26 protein-coding genes are annotated in these 25,676 nt (G+C 54.0%); 11 read left to right on the top strand and 15 right to left on the bottom strand.

Translation table 11 applies throughout. The features are described from left to right. Nucleotides 1-441: 441 nt before the first annotated feature. Nucleotides 442-948 carry a cell-envelope stress modulator CpxP gene (gene cpxP / locus P349_RS02595; protein ID WP_032648458.1) on the bottom strand — a complete coding sequence of 169 codons (507 nt, stop codon included), beginning with the start codon at nucleotides 946-948 and terminating at the stop codon, nucleotides 442-444. Nucleotides 949-1,098: 150 nt separating this feature from the next. Between cpxP and cpxR the strand changes: the two genes are divergently transcribed. Together cpxR and cpxA are read left to right on the top strand one after the other, a co-directional pair. After that, the gene (gene cpxR / locus P349_RS02600) at nucleotides 1,099-1,797 is read left to right on the top strand and encodes an envelope stress response regulator transcription factor CpxR (RefSeq protein WP_006179159.1); all 699 of its coding nucleotides are present in this window, start codon (nucleotides 1,099-1,101) and stop codon (nucleotides 1,795-1,797) included. Further along, nucleotides 1,794-3,167, top strand: a complete 1,374-nt coding sequence (gene cpxA / locus P349_RS02605; RefSeq protein WP_023309731.1) for an envelope stress sensor histidine kinase CpxA — start codon at nucleotides 1,794-1,796, stop codon at nucleotides 3,165-3,167. The genes cpxR and cpxA overlap by 4 nt, the downstream gene beginning before the upstream one ends. Before the next feature lie 53 nt (nucleotides 3,168-3,220). Here the strand turns inward: cpxA and yiiM are convergent, their stop codons facing one another. The 3 genes from yiiM to P349_RS02620 form a co-directional block, all read right to left on the bottom strand. Then, a complete protein-coding gene (gene yiiM / locus P349_RS02610; protein WP_032648456.1) occupies nucleotides 3,221-3,895 on the bottom strand; it encodes a 6-hydroxyaminopurine reductase in 675 nt (224 codons plus the stop codon). A gap of 71 nt (nucleotides 3,896-3,966) precedes the next feature. Further along, on the bottom strand, nucleotides 3,967-4,587 hold the full coding sequence (sodA, locus tag P349_RS02615) for a superoxide dismutase [Mn] (protein WP_003861999.1): 621 nt from the start codon (nucleotides 4,585-4,587) through the stop codon (nucleotides 3,967-3,969). 203 nt (nucleotides 4,588-4,790) lie between these two features. Then, nucleotides 4,791-5,339, bottom strand: coding sequence for a helix-turn-helix domain-containing protein (locus tag P349_RS02620; protein WP_023309744.1), 549 nt, complete (start codon nucleotides 5,337-5,339; stop codon nucleotides 4,791-4,793). Between the two features lie 102 nt (nucleotides 5,340-5,441). Here P349_RS02620 and P349_RS02625 point away from each other — a divergent pair, with 102 nt between their 5' ends. Then, nucleotides 5,442-6,101 carry an AzlC family ABC transporter permease gene (locus tag P349_RS02625; RefSeq protein ID WP_023333870.1) on the top strand — a complete coding sequence of 220 codons (660 nt, stop codon included), beginning with the start codon at nucleotides 5,442-5,444 and terminating at the stop codon, nucleotides 6,099-6,101. Continuing rightward, complete coding sequence (locus P349_RS02630; RefSeq protein ID WP_032648454.1) at nucleotides 6,101-6,424, top strand: AzlD domain-containing protein; 324 nt, start codon at nucleotides 6,101-6,103, stop codon at nucleotides 6,422-6,424. The genes P349_RS02625 and P349_RS02630 overlap by 1 nt, the downstream gene beginning before the upstream one ends. A 39-nt stretch (nucleotides 6,425-6,463) precedes the next feature. Here the strand turns inward: P349_RS02630 and P349_RS02635 are convergent, their stop codons facing one another. Together P349_RS02635 and fdhD are read right to left on the bottom strand one after the other, a co-directional pair. Then, complete coding sequence (locus P349_RS02635; protein ID WP_032648452.1) at nucleotides 6,464-6,676, bottom strand: DUF1471 domain-containing protein; 213 nt, start codon at nucleotides 6,674-6,676, stop codon at nucleotides 6,464-6,466. Nucleotides 6,677-6,790: 114 nt separating this feature from the next. Next, the gene (gene fdhD, locus P349_RS02640; protein ID WP_032648450.1) at nucleotides 6,791-7,627 is read right to left on the bottom strand and encodes a formate dehydrogenase accessory sulfurtransferase FdhD; all 837 of its coding nucleotides are present in this window, start codon (nucleotides 7,625-7,627) and stop codon (nucleotides 6,791-6,793) included. 372 nt (nucleotides 7,628-7,999) lie between these two features. Here fdhD and fdnG point away from each other — a divergent pair, with 372 nt between their 5' ends. From fdnG to fdhE, 4 genes are read left to right on the top strand one after another with little or no spacing between them, the layout of a single operon-like run. Then, nucleotides 8,000-11,050, top strand: coding sequence for a formate dehydrogenase-N subunit alpha (gene fdnG / locus P349_RS02650; protein ID WP_152540069.1), 3,051 nt, complete (start codon nucleotides 8,000-8,002; stop codon nucleotides 11,048-11,050). Nucleotides 11,051-11,062: 12 nt separating this feature from the next. Next, the gene (gene fdxH, locus P349_RS02655) at nucleotides 11,063-11,965 is read left to right on the top strand and encodes a formate dehydrogenase subunit beta (RefSeq protein ID WP_008501831.1); all 903 of its coding nucleotides are present in this window, start codon (nucleotides 11,063-11,065) and stop codon (nucleotides 11,963-11,965) included. Further along, the gene (gene fdoI, locus P349_RS02660) at nucleotides 11,962-12,597 is read left to right on the top strand and encodes a formate dehydrogenase cytochrome b556 subunit (protein ID WP_008501832.1); all 636 of its coding nucleotides are present in this window, start codon (nucleotides 11,962-11,964) and stop codon (nucleotides 12,595-12,597) included. Before fdxH ends, fdoI begins: the two co-directional genes overlap by 4 nt. Continuing rightward, entirely contained in the window at nucleotides 12,594-13,523 is a 930-nt protein-coding gene (gene fdhE, locus P349_RS02665; RefSeq protein ID WP_008501833.1) for a formate dehydrogenase accessory protein FdhE, read from the top strand. Before fdoI ends, fdhE begins: the two co-directional genes overlap by 4 nt. A 39-nt stretch (nucleotides 13,524-13,562) precedes the next feature. Here fdhE and P349_RS02670 read toward each other — a convergent pair whose 3' ends face one another. Further along, the gene (locus P349_RS02670) at nucleotides 13,563-13,934 is read right to left on the bottom strand and encodes a type II toxin-antitoxin system VapC family toxin (RefSeq protein WP_032648446.1); all 372 of its coding nucleotides are present in this window, start codon (nucleotides 13,932-13,934) and stop codon (nucleotides 13,563-13,565) included. Between the two features lie 2 nt (nucleotides 13,935-13,936). Continuing rightward, entirely contained in the window at nucleotides 13,937-14,179 is a 243-nt protein-coding gene (locus P349_RS02675) for a ribbon-helix-helix protein, CopG family (protein ID WP_024909210.1), read from the bottom strand. A gap of 199 nt (nucleotides 14,180-14,378) precedes the next feature. Here P349_RS02675 and P349_RS02680 point away from each other — a divergent pair, with 199 nt between their 5' ends. Then, complete coding sequence (locus P349_RS02680) at nucleotides 14,379-15,293, top strand: alpha/beta hydrolase (protein ID WP_032648444.1); 915 nt, start codon at nucleotides 14,379-14,381, stop codon at nucleotides 15,291-15,293. Nucleotides 15,294-15,307: 14 nt separating this feature from the next. Here the strand turns inward: P349_RS02680 and fabY are convergent, their stop codons facing one another. The 6 genes from fabY to P349_RS02710 form a co-directional block, all read right to left on the bottom strand. Further along, complete coding sequence (fabY, locus tag P349_RS02685) at nucleotides 15,308-16,249, bottom strand: fatty acid biosynthesis protein FabY (protein WP_023309755.1); 942 nt, start codon at nucleotides 16,247-16,249, stop codon at nucleotides 15,308-15,310. A gap of 44 nt (nucleotides 16,250-16,293) precedes the next feature. Next, nucleotides 16,294-16,731 carry a D-aminoacyl-tRNA deacylase gene (gene dtd / locus P349_RS02690; RefSeq protein WP_008501836.1) on the bottom strand — a complete coding sequence of 146 codons (438 nt, stop codon included), beginning with the start codon at nucleotides 16,729-16,731 and terminating at the stop codon, nucleotides 16,294-16,296. Further along, a complete protein-coding gene (locus tag P349_RS02695; RefSeq protein ID WP_032648442.1) occupies nucleotides 16,728-17,609 on the bottom strand; it encodes a virulence factor BrkB family protein in 882 nt (293 codons plus the stop codon). The genes dtd and P349_RS02695 overlap by 4 nt, the downstream gene beginning before the upstream one ends. Continuing rightward, a complete protein-coding gene (gene yihX / locus P349_RS02700) occupies nucleotides 17,603-18,202 on the bottom strand; it encodes a glucose-1-phosphatase (RefSeq protein WP_032648440.1) in 600 nt (199 codons plus the stop codon). The genes P349_RS02695 and yihX overlap by 7 nt, the downstream gene beginning before the upstream one ends. Nucleotides 18,203-18,290: 88 nt before the next feature. Further along, nucleotides 18,291-18,761, bottom strand: a complete 471-nt coding sequence (locus tag P349_RS02705) for a hypothetical protein (protein WP_032648438.1) — start codon at nucleotides 18,759-18,761, stop codon at nucleotides 18,291-18,293. After that, nucleotides 18,758-19,501, bottom strand: coding sequence for a winged helix-turn-helix domain-containing protein (locus tag P349_RS02710; RefSeq protein ID WP_032648435.1), 744 nt, complete (start codon nucleotides 19,499-19,501; stop codon nucleotides 18,758-18,760). The genes P349_RS02705 and P349_RS02710 overlap by 4 nt, the downstream gene beginning before the upstream one ends. 547 nt (nucleotides 19,502-20,048) lie before the next feature. Between P349_RS02710 and P349_RS02715 the strand changes: the two genes are divergently transcribed. Next, entirely contained in the window at nucleotides 20,049-20,666 is a 618-nt protein-coding gene (locus P349_RS02715) for a hypothetical protein (protein ID WP_032648434.1), read from the top strand. Between the two features lie 70 nt (nucleotides 20,667-20,736). Beyond that, nucleotides 20,737-23,646 (top strand): autotransporter outer membrane beta-barrel domain-containing protein, encoded by a 2,910-nt coding sequence (locus P349_RS02720; RefSeq protein WP_032648432.1) that lies wholly within the window; start codon nucleotides 20,737-20,739, stop codon nucleotides 23,644-23,646. 54 nt (nucleotides 23,647-23,700) lie between these two features. Here P349_RS02720 and typA read toward each other — a convergent pair whose 3' ends face one another. After that, a complete protein-coding gene (gene typA / locus P349_RS02725) occupies nucleotides 23,701-25,524 on the bottom strand; it encodes a ribosome-dependent GTPase TypA (protein ID WP_023331638.1) in 1,824 nt (607 codons plus the stop codon). Nucleotides 25,525-25,676: the final 152 nt, after the last annotated feature.

The raw sequence follows: 25,676 nt of genomic DNA, 5'->3' as shown, positions 1-25,676 counted from the left end.
CTACAGAATCACAACAGTCGCTATACGGTTAACATTCTGGCATTAATGATAACTTGCCTTGAGAGTCCCTGTCATGTCATACCCGCTACAAGCACATGCAACAAAGGGAAAAAACAGACTTAACAGCTTGAAAGTTCATGCTATAAGGCCTCATCGCGAAAGTTAATTACGATGTGAAGCCATTATTAGTGATGATTGAGACCGATATTTTAGCGTGTTGTACGTAGGCGTTGTGTTGAATAAATTAGCGAGATCTTACAGTTAATATGAAACCAGACATGGCACTCAGCCAGGTAATACTATCTACCCTCACTGAAATCCCAAAAAAGCCTTAACGTCAAGCAATAACCCAACTTATTATTATATCGGCTAATGATAAAAAAAACCCCCACATCATGTGGGGGAAGACAGGGATGGTGTCTATGGCAAGGAAAACAGGGTTTACTGGTTACTACGGGTACTGCTATTGCTACTGAAAAACGTCGTTTCTGAGCTTCGCTGCATCCGTGCAACCTCACGCAGCTGATCCATACGCTGCTGATGTCTGGTGTTCAAAACCGCTTGCTGCTCGGGCGTTAGCAGGTGGAACATCTGGTTGCGGACCTTCGCCATTTCAACCTGGCGAGCAACCTGTTCCTGTGCCATTTTTTCGGCCTGAGCGCGTACAGCGCTTTCGTCAAAATTTTCTGCGGTGACAAGGCGATGCATTGTCTCCATTTCGCTAACATTAACAGGGGGCTGGTCGTGTCTCGCCCTCTGCATCAGATCTCGCATCTGTTGACGCTGATGTTCGGTTAAACTTATGCCGTCAAACATATGGCTTTGGCTGCTGTTCTGCGTTGCGCCATCTTGTAAGGGACTGTTATCGCTGATGATAGCTTCAGCAGCCTGGCTAAACGCACTGAACGCCAGCGTTGAGGCCATGACGGCAGCGGTAACTTTGCGCATCACTTGCTCCCAAAATCTTTCGTGTCGCGATTCAACGAGAGACAGTCTACGATTCAGGCTGCAAACATGCGTCAGGGGGTGTAAAACAACGTAAAGTCATGGATTAGACAGCCTTGATGTCGTAATTTCTGCCTCGGAGGTATTTAAACAATGAATAAAATCCTGTTAGTTGATGATGACCGAGAGCTCACATCCCTTTTAAAGGAGTTGCTCGACATGGAAGGTTTCAACGTCCTGGTTGCCCATGATGGCGAGCAGGCGCTGAGTCTCCTTGACGACAGCATCGATTTACTTTTGCTCGACGTGATGATGCCGAAGAAAAACGGTATTGATACGTTGAAAGAGCTTCGCCAGACACACCAGACTCCCGTTATCATGCTGACCGCACGCGGCAGCGAACTCGATCGCGTACTCGGCCTTGAGCTGGGCGCGGATGACTATTTACCGAAGCCGTTTAACGACCGCGAACTGGTCGCCCGTATTCGCGCGATCCTGCGTCGTTCCCACTGGAGCGAGCAGCAGCAGAATACCGACAACAGCTCACCCACCCTTGAAGTCGACTCCCTGAGCCTGAACCCGGGCCGTCAGGAAGCGAGCTTTGATGGCCAGACGCTGGAACTCACCGGCACGGAGTTCACCCTGCTGTATCTGCTGGCACAGCACCTCGGCCAGGTGGTCTCGCGTGAGCATTTAAGTCAGGAAGTGTTGGGCAAGCGTCTGACCCCGTTTGACCGCGCCATCGACATGCACATCTCTAACCTGCGCCGTAAGCTGCCGGAGCGTAAAGACGGTCACCCATGGTTTAAAACCCTGCGTGGTCGCGGTTATCTGATGGTTTCCGCTTCATGATAGGAAGCTTAACCGCCCGCATCTTCGCCATCTTCTGGCTGACGCTGGCACTGGTTTTAATGCTCGTACTGATGTTGCCAAAACTCGACTCACGCCAGATGACGGAGCTTCTCGACAGCGAGCAACGTCAGGGCGTGATGATCGAGCAGCACGTGGAAGCCGAGCTGGCAAACGACCCGCCGAACGATTTAATGTGGTGGCGCAGATTATTTCGCGCTATCGACAAGTGGGCGCCGCCCGGACAACGCCTGCTGCTGGTGACCAGCGAAGGCCGCGTCATTGGGGCCGATCGCAATGAAATGCAGATTATCCGCAACTTCATTGGCCAGGCGGATAACGCCGATCATCCCCAGAAGAAGAAATATGGCCGCGTAGAAATGGTAGGGCCTTTCTCCGTCAGAGACGGAGAGGATAATTATCAGCTCTACCTGATCCGTCCGGCGAGCAACTCCCAGTCTGATTTTATCAACCTGCTGTTTGACCGCCCTCTCCTGCTGCTGATTGTCACCATGCTGGTCAGCTCGCCGCTGCTGTTATGGCTGGCGTGGAGCCTGGCAAAACCGGCGCGTAAGCTGAAAAATGCCGCCGATGAAGTGGCGCAGGGTAACCTGCGACAACACCCTGAACTGGAAGCCGGACCGCAGGAATTCCTTGCCGCCGGGACCAGTTTTAACCAGATGGTGAGCGCTCTCGATCGCATGATGACCGCACAGCAACGTCTGCTGTCGGATATCTCGCACGAACTGCGTACCCCGCTTACGCGCCTGCAGCTTGGCACGGCGCTGCTGCGCCGCCGCAGCGGTGAGAGCAAAGAGCTGGAGCGTATTGAAACAGAAGCTCACCGCCTGGACAGCATGATCAACGACCTGCTGGTCATGTCGCGTAATCAGCAGAAAAACGCGCTGGTCAGCGAAACGGTGAAAGCCAATCACCTGTGGCACGAGGTGCTGGACAACGCGGCGTTCGAAGCGGAACAGATGGGTAAATCCTTCACCGTCAACTTCCCACCGGGTCCATGGCCGCTGTACGGTAACCCCAACACGCTGGAAAGCGCGCTGGAGAATATCGTGCGTAACGCCCTGCGCTACTCGCACACGAAGATTGAGGTGGCGTTCTCGGTGGATAAAGACGGGATCACCGTCATTGTCGACGACGACGGTCCTGGCGTCAGCCCGGAAGACCGCGAGCAGATTTTCCGTCCGTTCTATCGTACCGATGAGGCGCGCGACCGTGAATCGGGTGGTACGGGGCTGGGCCTGGCGATTGTGGAAACCGCCATGCAGCAGCACCGTGGCTGGGTGAAAGCCGATGACAGTCCGCTGGGTGGGCTGCGGTTAACGCTGTGGCTACCGTTGTATAAGCGTTCGTAGCTGTTAGTGCCGGGTGGCGGCTTCGCCTTACCCGGCCTACTCTTTACGGAGGACTATTTACCCCACAACCTCCGCGAATTATCCTCGATCTTGCTGCTTAAACGCCGCTTCTGCATCGTTCTTGTCCAGCTAGTCGACAACCCCGCCGCTGACAGCAGGCGGTGATACTGTTCGTCATCAAACGGCATATGCCAGGCAATGGCGCAGGCGTCATAAACAGACACATCGCTCAGGCGTGATGCCAGCTCAAGCGGTGCGTCCGCTGAAACCTGCCCAGCCAGCACCACACGGTACAGCCAGCCGGTTTTACCCGCGTTTTGCATCTGAGCCGACATGTCATGAATGCCGAAATGGTAGTTGAGCTTGAAGCACGGCGAGCGTGGCTGCGTCACCTGAATCAGGGCATCGCCCCAGCGGTAAATATCACCGATAAAGACGTTTTGCTCGGTCAGCCCTTCGGTCGAGAGGTTCTCACCGAACGCGGGCGCGACAAACAGATCCGCCTGTTCGGGGAATTCGGCTTTCCAGTGCTGATAGTGCTCGCGCGGGTAGTGGCACAGCGCGCGCTCGGGCCCGCCGTGGATTTTCTTTTCGGCCTGCTCGTCACCCGCCAGCCCGAGGTCGGTAAGCGTCAGCTCACCGTCAACCTGAATTTTAGCGATGGCGCTCGGGCGACTGCCGTCGTACTCCCTTACCTTGCCTGTAAACACGTTCACCGGGTAATGCATTGCTGCCTCCATTACGCAGATACAAAAAAAGCGAGTCATAAGACTCGCTTCTCACAGGCGTCAACGCAACCTTATTTTTTAGCGGCGAAACGTGCTGCAGCTTCGTCCCAGTTCACCACGTCCCAGAAGGCTTTGATGTAGTCCGGGCGACGGTTCTGGAATTTCAGGTAGTAAGCGTGTTCCCACACGTCCAGACCCAGGATTGGGAAGCCGGATGCGCCAGAGATCGCTTCACCCATCAGCGGGGAGTCCTGGTTCGCAGTAGAAACCACCGCCAGTTTGTCACCTTTCAAAACCAGCCACGCCCAGCCAGAACCGAAACGAGTAGCAGCGGCTTTTTCGAATTCCGCTTTGAAGTTGTCCACGGAACCGAAGTCGCGCTCGATAGCCGCTTTCAGGTCGCCCTGCAGGGTGGTACCGGTTTTCAGGCCTTTCCAGAACAGGCTGTGGTTAGCGTGGCCGCCAGCGTTGTTACGCAGAACGGTTTTCTTGTCCGCTGGCAGCTGGTCCAGCTTGGTGATCAGCTCTTCAACAGGCAGGTTAGCGAACTCTGGTAGGCTTTCCAGCGCGGCGTTCGCATTGTTCACATAGGTCTGATGGTGTTTAGTGTGATGGATTTCCATCGTCTGCTTGTCGAAATGCGGTTCCAGTGCGTCGTAGGCATACGGCAGGGATGGCAGTGTATAACTCATAATCCTCTCCATTATTGTCGGGCGGCACAGCTGTTAATGCCGCGTAAGCAGTTGGTTCATTATAGTTAATTAAATGATATTGAAAATGATTATCAATGCCGTAGTTTTTATAAGGTTATTCACATTCTGACAAAAGCTAAAATGGGTAATTCACTCAGGAGGTTAACGGAAGATGCTGCCGCGAAGACGACAGCATTGTCGGGTTAGTTTTGTTCCGCCACCAGCAGCGCGTAAGTGTCTGGCTCCAGGGCCTTAAAGATGTGCGGCTGGTCGGCGGGATAACAAATGTAATCCCCTGCGCCGAGCTCTTCCGCCGCGTCAAGCAGGCCAACCAGCGCCCGTCCCTGCGTGACAATGATATGCTCAACCGAGCCCGGCGGATGCGGCTGTGAAATACGGTCTGCACCCGGCTGGGTCATCAGAAGATAAACATCGCGGCGCGCGCCGGGGGGGCATGCGGCCAGTAAAATAGCCTCGTAATTAGCCTGTCCGGCGACCACTTTCGTCCCTTCACCGCGGCGGATCACCTGTGTGGTCGGCAACTGCGGCTCAAGCAGGCGGGCGAAAGGAATATCCAGCGCCACGCAAAGCGACCACAGCGTTTCCAGGCTAGGGTTACCGTTGCCGGACTCCAGCTGGGAAAGGGTGGATTTTGCGATCCCGGCACGACGGGCAATTTCCGCCAGTGAAAGCCCGGTTCGCAGGCGTTCTCGCACCAGACTTTTGGCGATCAGGCTGATCGGCTGCGTCATATAACGGCCTCTTGTTCTATAAAACGAACGAATCGTTCGCCTTGAAAATCAGTTTCGTTGCGTTCATTATAATGGATACACGTTCGATATGGCTAAAATTGTATGAAGCATCATCTCTCTTGCCTGAAAGGCGACACCATAAAAGCAATCATCCTGGTCTGCCTCGCGGTGGGCGTGGTCGGGATGTCCTACGGCTCCCTGGCGATGGCCTACGGTTTCCCGGTCTGGGTACCGTTTGTACTCTCCATCACCGTACTCGCGGGCGCGTCAGAGTTTATGTTTATCGGCATTGTGGCAAGCGGCGGTAACCCACTGGCAGCCGCAGCCGCGGGGTTGCTGGTCAACGCGCGGCACGTGCCGTTTGGCGTGACGGTGCGTGAACTGGTAGGCAAACGCGGTCTGAGCCTGTTGGGCTGCCACATTATGAACGACGAAAGCGTGGTGTTTGGCCTGTCGCAAAAAACCGCCGAGCAGCGTAAGGCCGCCTACTGGCTGTGCGGCTTAGGCGTCGCCATCGTCTGGCCGCTCGGTGCGCTGCTGGGTGCCATGGTTGGCAAACTGTTACCTGACCCGGAAACCATCGGCCTGGACGCGGTATTTCCGGCCATATTGCTGGCGCTGGTGGTTCCCGCATTTAAAAACCGTACCACGCTGATCCGCGCCTGCAGCGGGGCCGCGCTTTCACTGGCTGCCGTGCCGTTTGCCCCGGTAGGATTACCGGTGCTGCTCTCTTTACTGGGTCTTGCTGCGAGGAAAAAATAATGGGAAATATGACGTTTTTTATTCTCGGCATCGCCATTTTGTCTGCGGGAACGTATCTGATGCGTCTTGGCGGGGCGAAACTGGGCAGCAGGCTGGCACTGTCAGAACGCTCTCAGGCGCTGCTTTCGGACGCGGCAACAGTGCTGCTTTTTTCCGTGGCGCTGGCGACCACGTTTTATGAGGGCAACCATTTTGCCGGTATGGCGCGCGTGCTGGGCGTGGCGTTTGCGGTGTTTTTGGCCTGGAGAAAGATGCCGTTAATTGTGGTGATCGTGGCGGCGGCAGTGGTAACCGCGCTGCTGCGCGTGGCGGGCATAAACTAAAAAAGCGCCCCGGGGGCGCTCTTTCGACGGTGTGACAGCTTATTTCGTCAGTTCAGCGGTCATGTGTACGCGGTTACCTGAGAACGCCTGGGTAATTTTGTAAGATGACGCGCCGGCTTCCTGAGCCTGAGCCGCGATTTTCGCTTCTGCGCCGTCAATGGTTGACGCGGTTGCGGTCACGGTCTGAGCAGCGAAAGAACCGAAAGAAGTAGCCAGAGCGATTATAGCGACAAAAGTTTTGATGCTTTTCATAATATAAACCCTTTCATTAAGTTGTTTAGGTAAGGCACCGTGCCTTGATGAGATAAATACTAGACCTCATCATGAACAACTAAAAGCGGAAGGATTTGCTATTATCATTCAAAATTATTGATTGAGTATTAATCGCTGTGGATGGGTATAAATGGTCACCCTTCCCGGCTTGCAGAAACCCACCAGCGTCAGGTTACAGCGCTCCGCTACCTCCACCGCCAATGTGGTCGCCGCCGACACCGCGAACAAAATTTCCACACCGCACATGGCGGACTTTTGCACCATCTCGTAGCTGGCCCGGCTGGAAACGAGAGCCGCCCCCTGCTTCCAGACGTCACTTTCACGCGCCCGGCGCCCCAGCAGCTTATCCAGCGCCACATGGCGGCCAACGTCCTCATGCCCACCGGCAATCTCTCCCGACGGCAACACCCATGCCGCCGCGTGCGTACAGCCGCTCAGCTGGCCGATGGGCTGTACATCGTTCAGGTGCTCAAGCGCATGGTCGAGGTGAGCCAGATTAAAGGTCTGAGTAAACGGCAATGGCGCAACGGGTTTACCAATATCATTGAGTTGCTCTACGCCACAGACGCCGCAGCCGGTACGCCCGGCCAGCGCGCGGCGGCGCTCTTTCAGCCCCATAAAGCGGCGGCTGGAGAGTTCGATTTGCACTTCGAGACCGTTGCAGGCCTGCACCACATCCATGCCGTAGATGTCTTGCGGATGCTCGATGATGCCTTCCGAGAGGGAAAAACCGATGGCGAACAGATCAAGATCTTTTGGCGAAGCCATCATCACCACATGCGAGATACCGTTGTAAACGAGCGCAACGGGCACCTCTTCCGCCAGAAAATCCGGCGTGGCATGGGTGATGTGGGGCGGTCTGTGTACCGACAGTTCCACAATGCCCGCAGGCAGTGGTGACGAGTGGGGAGTACGGTTTTGTTTAGACACAGCGGTATTCCTGAACAACCACGGAGGTGAGCCTGCTATTGCAGCATAATCCACAGGTGTTACGCATAGTATGGATCAACTTTTCGACAACCATTCTCCTACTCATTTAGCAGGGGTGCAACCTGCCACCAGCTACACCGCTTTAACATGCAGAGCTTTTAATGTGATCAATATCACACTTTATAATCAACATGGTGATAATACGTTCACTTTGTATTAACGCCATTAGAACAGCGGTACCGACAATGTGGTATTCTGATGATATCCCTCGTGGAATTGAGGGATTAACGCAAATTTTTCTCCTTTGCGGTCAATTCTCAACCGCGAAGTTAAAACTACATATGTAAGCAATGTCGAAACAAGGAGTGACCCATGCAGGTCAGCAGAAGGCAGTTCTTTAAGATCTGCGCTGGCGGTATGGCAGGCACCACGGCAGCGGCACTGGGCTTTGCGCCCGGCGTAGCGCTGGCGGAAACGCGGCAGTATAAACTGCTGCGCACCCGTGAAACCCGTAATACCTGTACGTACTGCTCTGTCGGTTGCGGGCTGTTAATGTATAGCCTCGGCGACGGTGCTAAAAACGCCAAAGCGTCTATTTTCCATATCGAAGGCGACCCGGATCATCCGGTCAACCGCGGCGCATTGTGCCCGAAAGGGGCCGGTCTGGTGGACTTTATCCACTCCGAAAGCCGCCTCAAATTCCCTGAATATCGTGCGCCTGGCTCCGACAAATGGCAGCAAATCAGCTGGGAAGAGGCGTTTGATCGCATCGCAAAACACATTAAAGAAGACCGCGATGCCAACTTTGTTGAGAAGAACGCCGACGGCGTTACGGTCAACCGCTGGCTCTCCACCGGGATGCTGTGTGCCTCTGCTTCCAGCAACGAAACCGGTTATTTAACCCAGAAATTTACGCGCGCACTCGGTATGCTCGCGGTCGACAACCAGGCGCGTGTCTGACACGGACCAACGGTAGCAAGTCTTGCTCCAACATTTGGTCGCGGTGCGATGACCAACCACTGGGTCGACATCAAGAACGCCAACCTCATTGTGGTGATGGGCGGTAACGCCGCTGAAGCGCACCCTGTCGGGTTCCGCTGGGCGATGGAAGCCAAAATCCACAACGGTGCGAAACTGATTGTGATCGATCCCCGCTTTACGCGTACTGCGTCAGTGGCGGATTTCTACACCCCTATTCGTTCAGGTACTGACATCACTTTCCTGTCAGGCGTACTGCTGTACCTGATGACCAACGAAAAATACAACCGCGAATACACCGAAGCCTATACCAACGCCAGCCTGATCGTGCGTGAGGATTACCACTTCGAAGATGGCCTGTTCAGCGGTTACGACGCCGAAAAACGCAAATACGATAAAACCAGCTGGAACTACGAGCTGGATGAGAAAGGCTTTGCGAAGCGCGACACCACCCTGCAACACCCGCGCTGCGTGTGGAATCTGCTGAAAGAGCACGTCTCCCGCTACACGCCGGAGGTTGTCGAAAACATCTGTGGTACGCCGAAGGCGGACTTCCTGAAGGTGTGCGAGCTGATCGCCGAAACCAGCGCGAAAGATAAAACCGCGTCGTTCCTGTACGCCCTCGGCTGGACGCAACACTCCATCGGCGCGCAGAACATCCGTACCATGGCGATGGTTCAGCTGCTGCTCGGCAACATGGGGATGGCAGGCGGCGGCGTGAACGCCCTGCGCGGTCACTCCAACATTCAGGGTCTGACCGACCTCGGCCTGCTGTCTCAAAGCCTGCCGGGTTACATGAACCTGCCAAGCGAAAAACAGACCGACCTGCAAACCTACCTGACGGCCAGCACGCCTAAACCGCTGCTTGAAGGCCAGGTGAACTACTGGGGCAACTATCCGAAGTTCTTCGTTTCCATGATGAAAGCGTTCTTCGGCGATAAAGCGACGGCGGAAAACAGCTGGGGCTTTGACTGGCTGCCGAAGTGGGACAAAGGCTACGACGTTCTGCAGTATTTCGAGATGATGCACCAGGGCAAAGTGAACGGCTATCTGTGCCAGGGCTTTAACCCGGTGGCCTCGTTCCCGAACAAGAACAAGGTTGTTGAGTCTCTGTCGAAGCTGAAGTTCCTGGTGACGATTGACCCGCTCAATACCGAGACCTCGACCTTCTGGCAGAACCACGGTGAATCGAACGACGTCGATCCGTCGAAGATTCAGACCGAAGTGTTCCGTCTGCCGTCAACCTGCTTTGCGGAAGAGAACGGGTCTATCGTTAACTCCGGACGCTGGCTGCAGTGGCACTGGAAAGGCGCAGACGCCCCGGGCATCGCCATGAACGACGGCGAGATCCTGGCCGGAATCTTCTTGCGCCTGCGTAAGATGTACGCGGCAGAAGGCGGCGCGAACCCGGAACCGGTCCTGAACATGACCTGGAACTACTCGACGCCGGAAAACCCTGCGCCAGAAGAAGTGGCGATGGAGAGCAACGGTAAGGCGCTGGCGGACGTTATCGACCCGGCCACCGGCACCGTACTGGCGAAGAAAGGCGATCAGCTCAGCACCTTCGCGCACCTGCGCGATGACGGCACCACCTCCAGCGGCTGCTGGATCTTTGCCGGTAGCTGGACGCCGAAGGGCAACCAGATGGCCAACCGCGATAACGCCGATCCGTCGGGCCTTGGCAATACGCTGGGCTGGGCATGGGCGTGGCCGCTTAACCGCCGCATCCTCTATAACCGCGCATCCGCTGACCCGCAGGGCAACCCGTGGGATCCGAAGCGTCAGCTTCTGAAGTGGGACGGCGCGAAATGGGGCGGCGTGGATATTCCGGACTACAGCACTGCCGCACCGGGCAGCGACGTTGGGCCGTTTATCATGCAGCCTGAAGGGATGGGACGCCTGTTTGCTATCGATAAGATGGCGGAAGGTCCGTTCCCGGAACACTACGAGCCGTTTGAGACGCCGCTGGGCACCAACCCGCTGCACCCGAACGTGGTCTCTAACCCGGCAGCCCGTATCTTTAAGGGCGATTTCGAAGCGCTGGGTAAAAAAGACAAGTTCCCGTACGTGGGTACCACCTACCGTCTGACCGAGCACTTCCACTACTGGACCAAGCACGCGCTGCTTAACGCCATCGCGCAGCCGGAACAGTTTGTGGAGATCGGCGAGAAGCTGGCGAACAAGCTCGGGATTGCCCATGGCGATACCGTGAAGGTCTCCTCTAACCGCGGCTACATTAAGGCCAAGGCGGTGGTGACCAAGCGTATTCGCACGCTGAACGTTCATGGTCAGCAGGTGGATACCATCGGTATTCCGATTCACTGGGGCTATGAGGGCGTGGCGAAGAAAGGGTTCATTGCGAACACCCTGACGCCGTTCGTCGGTGATGCGAACACGCAGACGCCGGAGTTTAAGGCCTTCCTCGTGAACGTGGAAAAGGTGTAACGGAGACGACTTATGGCTTATCAATCTCAAGACATTATCCGTCGTTCCGCGACTAATGGTTTCACGCCCGCGCCTCAGGCGCGGGACCACCAGCAGGAAGTGGCGAAGCTTATCGACGTGACCACCTGTATCGGCTGTAAAGCCTGTCAGGTGGCGTGTTCAGAGTGGAACGATCTGCGTGACGAAGTGGGTCACAACGTCGGGGTGTACGACAACCCGGCGGACCTGACCGCCAAGTCCTGGACGGTGATGCGTTTCTCGGAAGTGGAGCAGAACGACAAACTGGAATGGCTTATCCGCAAAGACGGCTGTATGCACTGTGCGGATCCGGGCTGCCTCAAGGCATGTCCGTCAGAAGGGGCTATCATTCAGTATGCCAACGGCATCGTCGACTTCCAGTCCGAACAGTGCATCGGCTGCGGCTACTGCATCGCGGGCTGTCCGTTCGACGTACCGCGATTGAACCCGGAAGACAACCGCGTCTACAAATGCACGCTGTGCGTTGACCGCGTTACCGTCGGCCAGGAGCCTGCATGCGTGAAGACCTGCCCAACCGGCGCTATCCACTTTGGCTCCAAAGAGGATATGAAAACGCTGGCGGCAGAGCGCGTGGGCGAGCTGAAAACCCGCGGTTACGACAACGCGGGCCTGTACGATCCGGCCGGGGTTGGCGGTACGCACGTGATGTACGTGCTGCACCACGCCGACAAGCCGAACCTGTATCACGGCCTGCCGGAGAACCCGGAAATCAGCGCCACCGTGAAGTTCTGGAAAGGCATCTGGAAACCGCTGGCAGCGGTGGGCTTTGCTGCCACCTTCGCAGCGAGCATCTTCCACTACGTCGGCGTTGGTCCGAACCGCGCGGAAGAGGAAGACGACAACCTGCATGAAGAGAAAGACGAGGTGCGCAAATGAGAAAACGTGACACCATCGTGCGCTACACCGCGCCGGAACGCATCAACCACTGGGTCACCGCCTTCTGCTTCATGCTGGCGGCGATAAGCGGGCTGGGGTTCTTCTTCCCGTCCTTCAACTGGCTGATGCAGATCATGGGGACACCACAGCTGGCGCGTATTCTGCACCCGTTTGTGGGCGTCATCATGTTCGCGTCGTTCATCATCATGTTTTTCCGCTACTGGCACCATAACCTAATCAATCGGGATGATATCTTTTGGGCGAAGAATATTCGTAAGATCGTCGTCAACGAGGAAGTGGGTGATACCGGGCGTTATAACTTCGGCCAGAAATGCGTATTCTGGGCGGCGATTATCTTCCTGGTCCTGTTGCTGGTGAGCGGCGTGATCATCTGGCGTCCGTACTTTGCGCCTGCTTTCTCAATCCCGGTGATCCGATTCGCGCTGATGCTGCATTCATTTGCCGCAGTGGCGTTAATTGTGGTTATCATGGTGCATATCTACGCCGCCCTTTGGGTGAAAGGCACCATTACCGCGATGGTGGAAGGATGGGTAACCAGTACGTGGGCGAAGAAGCATCACCCGCGCTGGTACCGTGAAGTCCGCCAGAAACAGGAAAAGTCATCTGAATGAGTATTCGCATAATCCCGCAAGATGAGCTGGGGTCGAGCGAGAAACGCACGGCGGATTATATTCCGCCGTTGTTATTCCCCAGACTCAAGAACCTCTACAACCGCCGCGCAGAGCGTCTGCGTGAGCTGGCAGAGAACAACCCGCTGGGTGATTTTCTGCGCTTTGCCGCGCTGGTCGCCCACGCGCAGGAAGTGGTGCTGTACGATCATCCCCTGCAAATGGACCTGACCGCGCGCATCAAAGAAGCCAACGCGCAGGGCAAGCCGCCGCTGGACATTCACGTCCTGCCGCGCGACAAGCACTGGCAGAAGCTGCTGCATTCGCTGATTGCCGAGCTTAAACCCGAGATGAGCGGTACCGCGCTGGCGGTCATTGAGAATCTGGAAAAAGCGTCCGAACAAGAGCTGGAAGAGATGGCGAGCGCGCTGTTTGCCTCTGACTTCTCGCTGGTGAGCAGCGATAAAGCGCCGTTTATCTGGGCTGCCCTGTCGCTCTACTGGGCGCAAATGGCAAGCCTGATCCCGGGCAAAGCGCGCGCCGAATACGGCGAAGCGCGCCAGTTCTGCCCGGTCTGCGGCTCCATGCCGGTATCGAGCATGGTGCAAATCGGCACCACGCAGGGGCTGCGCTACCTGCACTGCAACCTGTGTGAAACCGAGTGGCACGTGGTGCGCATCAAGTGCAGCAACTGCGAGCAGACCCGCGATCTGAACTACTGGTCGCTGGAAAATGAAGACGCGGCGGTGAAAGCCGAAAGCTGCGGCGACTGCGGCACTTACCTGAAGATTCTGTATCAGGAAAAAGACCCGAAAGTCGAAGCGGTGGCCGACGATCTTGCCTCGCTGATTCTGGACGCGAAAATGGAGCAGGAGGGCTTTGCCCGCAGCTCGATCAACCCGTTCCTGTTCCCGGGTGAAGGGGAGTAATTCCCTGTAACAGTGCCGGGCAGCGCGTGCTTGCCCGGCCTACAGCTGGTATGGTGAAACAACCCCTGGAATGCCCTGAAAGTCTTTAGTATTCCGGGTGATTAACGGGCAATTTCTGCTTTGGGCAGTCGCTAAAATAATGGCATCCGGCAGTTTCATGCCATGCTTCTCACGGAGCACGACGCTTCTTTCAGCGATCTCTCGGGTTACATCGATAATCTCAAATGCGCCCATTACCGACGCTGTTTTCGCTTCGTGGCCATGTTTGCGTGCCCCCACCATGACTTCCATCCATGTGATTAGACTGATTGACCGGTGCGACGCTGTGTTTTCGATCGTATTTGCTGCCTCGACGCGATTGTTGAAAAGGTCGATCAGGATATTGGTATCAAAAACCGCCATGTGTTCCATAGCTACCACTCCTCACGCAGCTTGCGTTCATACTCTAAACCGTCTTCTTGCTGGTTCCCCCACAGACCAAGCGCATCACGGATAACGGATGAGCTTTGCTGATCGAGATACTGCTCAATTGCTTCACGCAGTAATTCGGCACGAGGTTGGTTACGCAGCTGTTTGAGGTTATCGAGACGTTGAATAACGTCATCCGACAAATCGACCAGAATTCTGCCCATGTTAAGCTCCGCCAGTAAACTCATATATCACCTCAGTATATCACTATTGTCTATTTTCAAGGCAACATACACTTTCTCTCAGTAGGGTTAAAGTCCCAGCCAATAGTTTGCCTTCTATTTGCGGGCCGCTTTCCAGATTGTTATCCGCAACAATATTCTTGTTTTCTTTTGAATCAAACCAGGCTATAAAACTGTTTATCCATACAGTAAAAGGGAATTTTTCATGGCGCTGGAACAGGGTATTGCGCAGCTGGTTCAGGGGTTTATCGCTGCAGGGCGGCCGTCTTCACGTCGACAGAGTGTTGAAGTACGACGAGCGGGCTATATTGCCAGCACGGGGCTTGCCGGGGAGACCGAAACGCGCGTACAGGTGGAGACGCTTGTTCTTGAGGGTCTTACCATTCGGGTATTTTCACCTCTCAATGCACCTGAAATATTGCCTGCAGCGATCTACTATCACGGTGGATGCTTTATCAGCGGCGGCTTTGATACCCATGACAACCAACTTCGTCAGTTAGCCTGCTACAGCAATTGTCGGGTGATTGCGATCCAGTACAGGCTGGCACCGGAGCATACCTTCCCCGCCGCACATGACGATGCGGAAAGAGGTGCGGAGCTGGTATGGCAATATGCGGACAAATTAGGCGTCGACAGGAACCGGCTCACCCTTTGTGGAGACAGCGCGGGGGGACATCTTGCGCTGGTAACGTCATTGCGGCTCAACGCGAAGGGGCGATGGAAACCCGCACAGCTTATTCTTATCTACCCCATGCTCGACGCCACCGCCAGTTTTGAAAGCTATGCCCTCAATGGCACGGATTACGTTATCACCCGGGATACCCTGCTCAGCGGGTATGAAATGTATCTCGCAGAGACTGACCGTCAGCATCCCGAAGCGAGCCCGCTTTGGCGCGATGATTTTTACGGGCTTCCGCCAGTGCACATCATTACCGCAGAGTACGATCCGCTCTGTGATGAGGGAGAAATGTTGTATCAGCATCTGACTGAGCAGGGTGTGAAGTGTACCGCTCAGCGCTGGCTGGGCGTCATCCATGGCTTCTTTCAGCTTGGCGGCATCAGCCAGTCAGCGCGAGATGTTATGCGGGATATCGCCGGGCGGATTCAGCACGCCCGGTAAGAGTGAACAGGAGATTACTCCTCCTCGTTCCCACCCTCTTCATACGCGCCGAAGGGCTTCGCCGGAAGAACGATATAGGTGCCTTCAAACACCGCGCCCGGTGTTTTATCGCCAAACAGTTCAACCTGCATTTGTACGCGAGCCTTGCGGCCACGTGCCAGACGGTCCAGATCGCCGCCCAGTGACCCCAGATCGGCCACCGCGCTCGGCTTGCCGCTGATCGGTGCGCTATAGCGGATGTGAGCATCGGCCAGAATGATGGTGCCACCCAGATGGCGCTCGCGCAGCATCAGCCAGATCAGCCCCCAGCCGGTGAGCGTGGCCAGTGAGAACAGGCTGCCGGCAAACAGCGTGTGGTGCGGGTTCTGATTGCCGGTTTCCGGCATGGTGGTAATAAATTTTTGTCCGGTGTACTGCTGAATACGCACACCCATTTTTTCACTGAGCGGAATGTGCTGATACCAGGCCTGCTGGAGCTGTCCGCACCAGTCGGCGCGATGCAGAATATCGTCCAGCGTGGCGATGGGTTTGATCATCAAAAAATGACGAATCGGCGTGGTTTGCGGGGTCGTGATCTCCCCCTGATTCACAAAACCAAGTTTGGCAAAGAATTCTACGGCATCTTCGCGGGCGCTACAGGTGACGCGCTTAACGCCTTCCTGACGGGCGACGGACTCCAGGGTCATCGCCATTAGCGTCCCCAGACCTTTGTCCTGCACGGAGGGATGAACCGCCATAAAGCGAATAGACGCTTCGTTATCGGCGTTGATATACAAACGCCCGACGGCGACGAGGTTACCCTCCTCGTCCATCACCATCTGATGGTGGGCCATCGCGTCCCAGGCGTCGCGTTCAGAGCCTTTTGGCTGATGCAATGGCTTGCGCAGCATTTCCCAGCGGAACTGGTAATAAGCGTCTAACTCTTCTTCCGTTTGCGGTACTCGAAGGTGATACATAGCTGTACTCTCTCTTGTTACCCGCGGCCATGCCGTAAGTATGCTCATACCTGGAGCCAGAATGTGACGGGGCCATCGTTCACCAGCGACACCTGCATATCTGCAGCGAATCGTCCGGTTTGCGTATTCATTTCCTGCTGGCGACAACGCTCAACAAAGTACTCGTAAAGTGCTTCTGCACGATCCGGCGCGGCGCCTTTAGAGAAACTCGGGCGCATGCCGCGCTCGGTATCCGCTGCCAGCGTAAACTGGGAAACTACCAGCACGCTGCCGCCCGCCTGCTGGACGTTCAGGTTCATCTTGCCTTCCGCATCGCTGAAAATACGGTAGCCCAGCACGCGCTCACATAAGCGGTTGGCTTTTTGTTCGTCGTCATCCTTTTCGACACCTAACAACACCAAAAGTCCTGGGCCAATTTCACCCGTCACCTCTCCCTCCACGGTGACGCTGGCACGGGTTACGCGCTGTATCAATGCAATCATGGTTGGTCTGCTTCTTGTTGTTTTTCAGCTGCTGCTGCTTTTTTAAGTTCGCGGTATACACCGAGAGTGACAGTTATTTCAGCACCAAGCAAGACGATACACCAGGTCCAGTAGACCCAGACAAATAAAATGGGGATCACCGCCAACACGCCGTAAATCAGCTGATAGGACGGAAACATGGTGATGTAGAGGGCAAACCCTTTCTTACCGAGCTCAAAGAGCAACGCCGCCACCAGCGCCCCCACGACAGCATCACGGTTAGGCACGCGCGTGGTCGGTACGACGCTATAGAGCAGCCAGAATGAGAGCCACGACAGGATCAACGGAAAGATGCGAAGCGCATTATCAATTACGCCGTTTAAATCACTCGCCCAGCGCAAGGAAAGGAGATACGAACTGATCGCCAGGCTCGCCCCAGCCAGCAGCGGCCCCAGCGTGAGGATCATCCAGTACACGGCAAAGGAATAGACCTTTGGCCGCGCTTTTTTACTCCGCCAGATCGTGTTCAGCGCGTTATCGATGGCGTACATCAACAGCAGCGCGGTGACGATAAGCCCGCATGCCCCCACTGCCGTCATCTTGCTGGAATTAGCGACAAACTGCTCAATGTAGTTCTGGATGACATCCCCGGTTGCAGGAATGAAATTCGCGAAGACAAAATGACGAAGCTGCAGGCTGACGTCCGCAAACATCGGAAAGGCGGAAAACAGGGCAAAGATAACCGCCACCAGCGGTACTAATGAGAGCAACGACACGTAGGCGAGGTTACCCGCCAGCGTGGTCATATTGTCCTCATCAATACGGTGCCAGAGCAGTTTCAGCCAGGCCCGCAGTGGGCGAGTATGGTGCGTGGCTTTTTGATGAACGGTTTTTAGCATAGCTGCTTCGCGAAGTAGTTTGGTATCGTCTCTTTTCCGGTCACCAGAATTGATGTGATACCCAACTGATTAGCTCCCTCTATATTATCGGCGTTGTCATCGAAAAAGACCGCATCGGCCGCGGTGAATCCCTCTGACTGCAGAACAGCCTGGTAAATTCGCGCTTCAGGCTTACGCATACCCATCTCCTGCGAAAGATAGATCTTATCTGCCGCCGCCTTAACTTCAGGGTATTCCTCAGGCCAGAACGTCGTGTGCAGACGGTTGGTATTTGATAGCACAACGACCCGATGCCCCTGCTCGCGCAGTTTGTGCATGATGTCTATCACCTCAGACCGAATGGCGACAAATACCGCCTGCCAGCCGTGGGAAAACTGCTCGTAGCTTAACGGTAGATCCATCTCCTGACAGAAACGTTCCGCGAACTCCTCATCACTGATCTCGCCCCGCTCATGCTGATGGAAGGTCTCGCCCATCGCGAAATTTTGCTTTAACGTTGCCAGCGGCACGCGGCTAAAGTCGCTCCATGCACCCAACACGCGATTAAAATCGATATCGACGATGACGTTTCCTAAATCAAAGATATAAAGCATGTTTATCTCCTGCTCGCCGTGGAGAGGTAACTGTAGCGGGAATAAAGAGATTTGACTATGCGTGCGGTCTAAGGTGTGCGATCGATTTTTACGGCGCGTTTTTACGACAGTAAAGTGAAGGGACGTTTGACGCGGCAAAAAGCCAGGCTCCCCGATACTCATCGATCATCAGACTCAGCTCTCTTCCCGGCGTACGATAAAAACCTGGCAGCGTTGCGTTGATATCAGCCTCATCCGCATTATCGGCGAAGGTTTTAACAATCCGACCGTTATTTAATACGCGCGCGTTCTGATGATAGCTGTAGTGAAAATAGATGGTCCGGTTAACTTCAGAAACCGTCTGACCAAATAATTTACCGTTAATGACGGTTGACCCCTCCCGATGCTGCATCCGCCAGGAAACCGTACCCACAAATCGGTTTTTACCAATCGTCCATTCCACATCTCCCGTACAACGTATCGGCGTACTCGAAAAATGCGAATACGCTAACCAGCCGCTGGTGATAGCGGCCATCAGAAACGCCACCAGTAAAATAATACGGTTCCGGAGTGTCTTCATTGCTCATGCGTCCAAAAATAATGCGTGGTACATAATGCTGCCGCGTCCCGTCGCGCATCGTTATTACAGACAAACGCCGCGATTCGCTCCGTTTTACTATAGCCGATGAGGAAGACATATCGTTTTTCGGCGCACAAACCGGGATTGTTTTTTAACAGGGTCAAGTAATGATCCTGAATAGGTTCATTAGGTGCATAAAAAAGCTGGCAAGCGTTGTTCGTGCTGCCCGTTGAAAGTGGAATAAAGTGACTAAACGGCATGTTCTGGTGGTGTTTATATAATATCACCCCGTTGATAAAGGCGATCAGTAAAAGCGTCGCGGTGGTAATTATCAACCAGACTGGCCTCTGCCTCGCGGTGTCATCGGCTATTGCCACGTCTTTATTGACGATGACCGTCTCAGCAGTCGGGGTAAATACTTCAACCTGAGTGGTTCCGGAAAGCATAAGCCCGCGGCGCGAAATCGTTTTTACCGTATCACGCGGTAACCCCACCTCAGCCAGAGCATTGCGTAATGTCAAAATGGCCTGGTAAAAGGTATTCGGTGTGGTGACGTCATTGCGCTCCCCCCATCCCACCACCATTAACTGGTTTTGCGAAATTATTTCGCCGGGATGGGTGACGAGATAAAGAAAACAGAGATTGGCAGGAAGCTGCAATTGTATCGTGCGCCCGGTAATATGATTCACCAGGGTTTTGTTTTCTGGGTCATACTCGACCAACTTGTTAATGAGATACAATTTTCCCTTCCTCTGCAATAACAATGCTTAACTTTATACGCTAAAAACATATACGTATATTTAACAACATTATAGGTCAGATGGATTAGGACGCGAAACCACCTCATCTAAGATTAAAAACAACGTATTATTTTTCAATCTGTTACAAGACTTTTTTCTTAGGTTTCCCTCATCTAAAACGACATAATGAGATTTCATTACACATCACCAGGTCAAATAATTATATTGAGCCGCAACCGGAGAAAAGAAGGTCGTTACGGCAGATTTACGAAACGAATTTTTAGCTATTAGTGCTATTTCATAAATCTTCTTCCGGGATTTTTTTTGTCGAATAATCTTAATGGACTGACGAATGTTCTGGGAATACGTCGACCAAAGTATGTCCTCTGGCTATAGCTACGGCCTGACAGAATAGACATCACCAGGAATTTATATTCTTTACCACTATTTTTCATAAACAAGAGAGGCCCACTGGATATGTTTCAAGATTGACACATTTGCATGGCAGTGAAATATTGATACCGAAAATAAGACAGGAGTGGACTGGATGATAACATCGTCGCATAAGGTTGTCCGCTGCATAAGCTGTGAATTGTCCTGTCAGTTATATCCAGATAACGCAGTACGGTCACAATATTGTGGAAACGCCTCGTTCGCAGTTTGGCCAGGTGATAACCATTTCCTGCAGATTGCAGTAGAAAATAAAATAGTGAGAGGAAACAAGAATCACTTATTACGCGGATTTATTTTTGTAGACTTTTCGATGTGCAACCTGCGCGTACTTGCCGATCCGCAATGGATTGAACGTCTGGCGAGAACTAACATGAACATTGTGATTATCTCAGACCGCAAGCTGGAAGCATTGGCCAATTATTTCTTCACTCACTACAGTGAAATAAAGGGAGTTATTTATTCGAATGATAACGACAATATATTAAAGGAAAAAATTAGCCATCTATTCTCCGGGAGACGGGTGAATTGCAGACGTGGCAGCATGTTAAATGCTGTTGAATTCACGTTGCTTAACAGATTTTTGTCTGGAGCGTGCCTTCAGGAGATTATAAAAACAGACAGCATTGATGTTAAAAAAATTTATGTTCATAAAATACGACTTGAGAGGAAGTTAGGTACCAGCATTCATAAAATTCTCGTTTCTATTTTTTAATTTCAACCTTTTTACATACCCACATCTAATGCTGTGGAGGATGTTCTACGCCTGAAAGAAGGGGCTAGCTATGCCATATTTAATGAAACACTCACCAATCGCCGCTGCGATTTCGCTGGCGTTATCGTCAGCGCTATTTACCGCACATGCAGCGGTAATAGATTTTGCTAATTTACCAGCCTCCGGAGCAGTAACGGACTTGCCTGCAGAAATACAGGCGTTGATTCCTGCAACGGCAAACGCGAACTTTAGCAAAAATACCAGCGATCCTAACTATGTCTACCAGTACAGCGCGGGTAATATCCCGATCTATGGAGATGGGATCACCCTTGAAGGACCGGGGGCGGAAGCCTTTGAGCATTCGGTCACCGTTATTCAGAACTCCACGTCCGGCAGCCCAGGGGTGATATTTGGCGACGATCTCACTATTCGCACCCAGTCAAAAGTGGCCGCCAACAATGGTAAAGACGTCGACGGTATTCGTACCCATGGCATGAACACGCCCGACAACCCGGTATTTATCATTACCGGCGACCGCACCCATATTTACGTCAATGGCCAAAGCGGTGACGGTATTAATGCCGGATACAGCTCCTTCAGCCAGGGCTCTCTCGGCTCCGCCAATATTTATGTGGGTGACGATCTCTATATCGAAACCACCGGCAGCACCGGTCGGGGCATCAGCGCCTATGCGTTGAATGATGCGTCGAAGGCCAAAAATAACATTATCGTCGGCGATCGTGCGCACATTGTTACGCGTGGGACCTCCGCCGAGGGGATTCGAACCAACCAGAGCGGCTCATATGTCCGTCTGGGGGATGAGGCCGCCATCGAAACCTACGGCACATCGTCCTACGGCCTGTATGCAGGTTCAGCGTCAAAAATTGAGCTGGGAAAAAACGCGACGATAACCACCGACGCGTCCAGCGCCTCCGGGGTTTATTCTACCGGCTCGTCAACCATCACCCTTGATGAAGGCGCGACCATCACCACCAACGGTGCCAGCGCGCATGGCGTCTATGCATACACAGGCGCGGTGAATCCTGGAGATAACGTCACCATTGCGGTCAACAGCAGCGAGAAAATCAGCAGCTCCGCGCAAGCACCGCATGGGATGTATGCCTGGTCACGTGGCGTGATAACGCTCGGGGGTGGCGCAACCATTGCCACCGCTGGCCAACGCGACAACGGCAGTTATGCCATGAACGTCGGCAATGGCGGGGTTATTGATGCGTCCGCGGGCGGTAAATTCCTCCTCAACGGCGATATCCTCTCCGCAGGCGGCGTCGCGGCCACCAGCACGCTTCCGGCTCAAAACAGTACCATTACGCTGAATATGGATGACAGCTCACTGTGGAACGGGGCGTCTTATATTGAGAGCAACGCCAACGGTACCGGGACTATCGCGCTTACGATGAATGATGCCGTGTGGAATATGCGCGACAGCTCCACGCTGACCAGCCTGACGCTGAATGCGGGCAGCACGATTAATTTCCAGCATGCTGAGGATGCGGCGTGGCAAACCCTGACCATCAGTGATGATTTTATCGGCAACGGCGGCAAGCTGGTTTTCAATACCGTGCTGTTTGACGATACCTCGGAAACGGACAAACTGATCGTTGAAGGCAACACTTCAGGTCATACCGGCGTGGAAGTGAACAACATTGGCGGTACTGGCGCACAAACCGTAGAAGGGATTGAAATTGTCAGCGTTGGCGGCAACTCTGAGGGGACGTTTGAGAAGGCCAGCCGTATCGTGGCGGGGGGCTATGACTATAACGTTGTGCAAAAAGGTAAAAACTGGTTTCTGACCAGCCTGGTTGAACCCGTCGACCCACCAGTTGACCCTGTGGACCCACCAGTTGACCCGGTAGACCCACCTGTTGACCCTGTGGACCCGCCAGTCGACCCGGTAGATCCACCAGTTGACCCAGTGGACCCGCCAGTCGACCCGGTGATTCCGCCGCAAGAGCCCGTCCCACCGCCAGCACCACCGAAAAGCGAGCATCAGTACCGTCCGGAATTTGGTAGCTATATGGCAAACAGCTATGCGGCAAATACGCTGTTTATGACCCGTCTGCACGACCGTCTGGGTGAAACGCAGTACACCGATATGCTCACCGGCGAGCAGAAAGTAACGAGCTTGTGGATGCGTAACGTCGGCGGCCATACGCGTTTCCGAGACGGCAGTGGCCAGTTAAAAACGACCGCCAATCGCTACGTGCTGCAGATGGGTGGTGATGTCGCCCAGTGGAGCACCGACGGTCTGGATCGGTGGCATCTTGGTCTGATGGCGGGCTACGGCAACAGCCAGAGCCGGAGCGCTTCCAGCCTGACCGGCTACCACTCACGCGGTGAAGTGAATGGCTATAGCGTCGGTCTGTACGGGACCTGGTACGCAAACGACGCAGATAAAAGTGGCACCTACGTGGATAGCTGGATGCTGTATAACTGGTTCGACAATAAGGTGATGGGGCAGGATCAGGCCACAGAGAGTTATCGCTCCAGCGGCGTGACCGCTTCAGTAGAAGCAGGCTATAGCGTTAAGGTAGGCGAAAGCGGCCGCAACAGCTACTGGGTCCAGCCGAAGGCGCAGGCCGTTTGGATGGACGTGAAGGCTGACGACCATCGCGAGCGCAACGGCACGCGGGTGAAAGACGAGACTCAGGGAAACCTGATGACACGTCTCGGCGTGAAGGCCTATATCAGCGGACATAACGCGATTGACGACGGTAAATCCCGTACCTTCCAGCCGTTTATCGAGGCGAACTGGATCCACAATACCCAGACCACGCGCATTCGCATGGATGACGTCAGCAATGAAATGCGCGGTACTCGCAATATCGGTGAACTTAAGACAGGTGTAGAGGGACAGATTACGCCGCAGCTTAGCGTATGGGGCAACGTGGCTCAGCAGATAGGCGACAAAGGCTACAGCGATACCCAGGGGATGCTGGGGGTGAAATACAGCTTCAAATAACAACAAAAAAGCCGCTGAGAAATCAGCGGCTTTTTTTATTACGGATTGACCGTATTAGTCTTCTTTCGCACCGCGCATAGCACGTTTACGATCGTTCTCGGTCAGGTGACGTTTACGGATACGAATTGACTGTGGAGTCACTTCTACCAGTTCGTCATCATCGATGAATTCCAGAGCCTGCTCCAGAGTCATCTTGATCGGTGGAACCAGAACCGTTGCTTCGTCAGTACCGGACGCACGCATGTTGGTCAGTTTCTTACCGGTCAGGCAGTTTACGGTCAGGTCGTTAGAACGACTGTGAATACCGATGATCTGGCCTTCATAAACTTCAGCACCGTGACCCAGGAACAGCTTACCGCGATCCTGCAGACCGAACAGCGCAAACGCAACCGCTTTACCCTGACCGTTGGAGATCAGCACGCCGTTGTTACGCTGGCCCACTTCGCCCGGACGAACGTCGTCGTAGTGGCTGAAGGTGGAGTACAGCAGACCGGTACCGGAGGTCATGGTCATGAACTCTGAACGGAAGCCGATCAGGCCACGGCTTGGGATCACGTAGTCGAGACGTACGCGGCCTTTGCCATCTGGATTCATGTTTTTCAGGTCGCCTTTACGCTCACCCAGAGCCTGCATCACAGAACCCTGGTGCTGCTCTTCAACGTCCAGCGTCACGTTTTCGAACGGCTCTTGTTTACGGCCGTCGATTTCGCGGAAGATTACTTTCGGACGGGAAACCGCCATTTCGAAACCTTCACGACGCATGTTTTCGATCAGAACAGACAGGTGCAGCTCACCACGACCCGAAACGCGGAATGCATCAGCGTCTTCGGTTTCTTCAACGCGCAGCGCAACGTTGTGCACCAGCTCTTTGTTCAGGCGGTCAAGGATCTGACGAGAGGTAACGAACTTACCTTCTTTACCACAGAACGGAGAGGTGTTGACGTTGAAGAACATGGATACGGTTGGTTCATCAACGGACAGGGCTGGCAGCGCTTCGACGTTCTGCGGATCGCAGATGGTGTCGGAGATGTTCAGTTCACCCAGACCGGTGATAGCGATAATGTCGCCCGCTTCAGCGATGTCGCTCTCGATACGCTCAAGACCCAGGTGAGTCAGTACTTTACCAACTTTACCGTTACGGGTTTTGCCTTCGCTATCGATGATAGTAACCTGCTGGTTAGGCTTCACTTTACCGCGCTTGATACGACCAATGCCGATTACGCCAACGTAGTTGTTGTAGTCGAGCTGAGAGATCTGCATCTGCAGGGTACCGTCGAGATCGACGTTTGGCGCAGGAACACGGTCAACAATCGCCTGATACAGCGGGGTCATGTCTTCAGCCATGTCTTCGTGGTCCAGACCTGCGATACCGTTCAGCGCAGAGGCGTAAACGATAGGGAAGTCCAGCTGCTCGTCGGTCGCGTCGAGGTTAACGAACAGGTCGAAGACCTGGTCAACAACCCAGTCAGGACGCGCGCCAGGGCGGTCAACTTTGTTGATAACAACGATTGGCTTCAGACCATGGGCAAAAGCTTTTTTGGTCACGAAGCGCGTCTGTGGCATTGGGCCATCCATTGCGTCAACGACCAGCAGAACGGAGTCTACCATGGACATTACACGTTCAACTTCACCACCGAAGTCGGCGTGCCCTGGGGTATCAACGATGTTGATACGGTAGTCATTCCATTTAATCGCGGTGTTTTTCGCGAGGATGGTAATCCCACGCTCTTTCTCCAAATCGTTGGAGTCCATCACGCGTTCTTGGGTTTCGGCACGCGCATCAAACGTACCGGATTGCTGCAGCAGCTTGTCAACCAGGGTAGTTTTACCATGGTCTACGTGCGCGATGATGGCGATGTTACGCAAATTTTCGATCACAACTTTGCCTCAGGCATTTAGAAATAGCGCGTTATTGTACACGGATTAATCGCACTACAAAACAGGATCACAAACATCCCCCGCAAACAAGTCATGCAGGGATGCTTTGTGATCGCTTTCACGGAGCGGTAAAAGGGCTCTTTAACGTAAAT

Source organism: Enterobacter sp. DC4, assembly GCF_000568095.1.
Taxonomy (GTDB): domain Bacteria; phylum Pseudomonadota; class Gammaproteobacteria; order Enterobacterales; family Enterobacteriaceae; genus Enterobacter; species Enterobacter pseudoroggenkampii.
Note: the sequence above shows the minus strand (reverse complement) of the source record. Positions and strands in the feature narration are given on the sequence as shown.

What these genes read in the sequence shown, in the direction of transcription:
- cpxP (WP_032648458.1), bottom strand. Translation starts at nt 948, where the DNA reads ATGCGCAAAGTTACCGCTGCCGTCATGGCCTCAACGCTGGCGTTCAGT.
- cpxR (WP_006179159.1), top strand. Translation starts at nt 1,099, where the DNA reads ATGAATAAAATCCTGTTAGTTGATGATGACCGAGAGCTCACATCCCTT.
- cpxA (WP_023309731.1), top strand. Translation starts at nt 1,794, where the DNA reads ATGATAGGAAGCTTAACCGCCCGCATCTTCGCCATCTTCTGGCTGACG.
- yiiM (WP_032648456.1), bottom strand. Translation starts at nt 3,895, where the DNA reads ATGCATTACCCGGTGAACGTGTTTACAGGCAAGGTAAGGGAGTACGAC.
- sodA (WP_003861999.1), bottom strand. Translation starts at nt 4,587, where the DNA reads ATGAGTTATACACTGCCATCCCTGCCGTATGCCTACGACGCACTGGAA.
- P349_RS02620 (WP_023309744.1), bottom strand. Translation starts at nt 5,339, where the DNA reads ATGACGCAGCCGATCAGCCTGATCGCCAAAAGTCTGGTGCGAGAACGC.
- P349_RS02625 (WP_023333870.1), top strand. Translation starts at nt 5,442, where the DNA reads ATGAAGCATCATCTCTCTTGCCTGAAAGGCGACACCATAAAAGCAATC.
- P349_RS02630 (WP_032648454.1), top strand. Translation starts at nt 6,101, where the DNA reads ATGGGAAATATGACGTTTTTTATTCTCGGCATCGCCATTTTGTCTGCG.
- P349_RS02635 (WP_032648452.1), bottom strand. Translation starts at nt 6,676, where the DNA reads ATGAAAAGCATCAAAACTTTTGTCGCTATAATCGCTCTGGCTACTTCT.
- fdxH (WP_008501831.1), top strand. Translation starts at nt 11,063, where the DNA reads ATGGCTTATCAATCTCAAGACATTATCCGTCGTTCCGCGACTAATGGT.
- fdoI (WP_008501832.1), top strand. Translation starts at nt 11,962, where the DNA reads ATGAGAAAACGTGACACCATCGTGCGCTACACCGCGCCGGAACGCATC.
- fdhE (WP_008501833.1), top strand. Translation starts at nt 12,594, where the DNA reads ATGAGTATTCGCATAATCCCGCAAGATGAGCTGGGGTCGAGCGAGAAA.
- P349_RS02670 (WP_032648446.1), bottom strand. Translation starts at nt 13,934, where the DNA reads ATGGAACACATGGCGGTTTTTGATACCAATATCCTGATCGACCTTTTC.
- P349_RS02675 (WP_024909210.1), bottom strand. Translation starts at nt 14,179, where the DNA reads ATGAGTTTACTGGCGGAGCTTAACATGGGCAGAATTCTGGTCGATTTG.
- P349_RS02680 (WP_032648444.1), top strand. Translation starts at nt 14,379, where the DNA reads ATGGCGCTGGAACAGGGTATTGCGCAGCTGGTTCAGGGGTTTATCGCT.
- fabY (WP_023309755.1), bottom strand. Translation starts at nt 16,249, where the DNA reads ATGTATCACCTTCGAGTACCGCAAACGGAAGAAGAGTTAGACGCTTAT.
- dtd (WP_008501836.1), bottom strand. Translation starts at nt 16,731, where the DNA reads ATGATTGCATTGATACAGCGCGTAACCCGTGCCAGCGTCACCGTGGAG.
- P349_RS02695 (WP_032648442.1), bottom strand. Translation starts at nt 17,609, where the DNA reads ATGCTAAAAACCGTTCATCAAAAAGCCACGCACCATACTCGCCCACTG.
- yihX (WP_032648440.1), bottom strand. Translation starts at nt 18,202, where the DNA reads ATGCTTTATATCTTTGATTTAGGAAACGTCATCGTCGATATCGATTTT.
- P349_RS02705 (WP_032648438.1), bottom strand. Translation starts at nt 18,761, where the DNA reads ATGAAGACACTCCGGAACCGTATTATTTTACTGGTGGCGTTTCTGATG.
- P349_RS02715 (WP_032648434.1), top strand. Translation starts at nt 20,049, where the DNA reads ATGATAACATCGTCGCATAAGGTTGTCCGCTGCATAAGCTGTGAATTG.
- P349_RS02720 (WP_032648432.1), top strand. Translation starts at nt 20,737, where the DNA reads ATGCCATATTTAATGAAACACTCACCAATCGCCGCTGCGATTTCGCTG.